Source organism: Tenacibaculum agarivorans (assembly GCF_001936575.1).
Taxonomy (GTDB): domain Bacteria; phylum Bacteroidota; class Bacteroidia; order Flavobacteriales; family Flavobacteriaceae; genus Polaribacter; species Polaribacter agarivorans.
This window is the reverse complement of sequence record NZ_MSMP01000100.1, coordinates 1-1,058: the sequence shown is the minus strand read 5'-3', so window position 1 is coordinate 1,058 and position 1,058 is coordinate 1. Positions and strand designations below refer to the sequence as shown.

Annotated in this window: 1 protein-coding gene; it reads right to left on the bottom strand. The window is 26.0% G+C overall.

The features are described from left to right. A partial coding sequence (locus tag BVC87_RS23000) for an ATP-dependent nuclease (RefSeq protein WP_159439411.1) occupies positions 1–1,058 on the bottom strand: 1,058 nt, incomplete at both ends.

The window sequence follows — 1,058 nt, the reverse complement described above, 5'->3', positions numbered from 1 at the left end:
GGTAAGTCGAAAGATTCTTCTTTATCTAATTTACTCATCATAGCAGGTAATAAAATTCTTTCTGTATCACCTTCAATTAAAATTGCTTTATCCGCAAAAAATAATTCAGCTCTATTTAGAGTTAAATATTGCTTTAAAAATTGATATTGATTAGTATCTTCTTCATAAGCAGTTTTTAAATCTTTAAGATTCTTCGAGATAACTCTATTTTGTTTCTCTTTCTTATGAAAATATTTTATATCATCAAAATTACTCTCGGTTACAATATGAGAAGAGTGTGTTGTTACAATACTTTGCAAGTTAAATATTGATTTACTTGAATCCCGTTTTCCCTTAAGATTAAGGCCTTTTTGTTCCTTTTCTAATATTTCGCTAATGCTTTTAATAAAAACATGTTGCATTTGAGGATGAGTATGTGCTTCTGGCTCTTCAATAAAAAGAATATTTATATCTGCGGGTATTTGCTCTTCTTTAAGTTCTCTTTCTTTTCTGAATTCTCTAAAGATAATCTCTAAGTCAAAAATAATTGATAATAGATTTAAATATCCTAATCCATTATAGTCTTCCGGTAGAAGTGTTTTAGCATATTCATATACAACAGATGTATTTTCTTTTAAAATATTTTTTCCTTGAAGAGTTGAAACTATTTTTATTAACGATTCCCCTTTTTTCTTCCCTCCGAAAAGTTTAATCTTATTTATTACTTCTTTAAATACTACATGATATACTTCATCGAGTTCTTTGTCTGTCTCTTCTAATTTCTTTTTTAAATTTTTAATTGTAACTTCTTCTTCAAGAGTATTTTCTAAACTTTCATAGTATTCAGAAGATAGTTTTGAAAGTGTTTTATCATTTCTGTTTGAATCGGAATTATTAACTTCTCTTTTTGCTTTAATACTTTGAATATTGATAATTTTAGAGATCAATTTTTTGTCAGTAATCTCTTCAGATTTACCATTTTCTCTATCCTTTAAATGTTCATATGATTTGACTGCTGTTTTAAAATACTTTACACTTTTTGATAAACTTAAAAAGTCAATAATATTTTTGGTTTCATT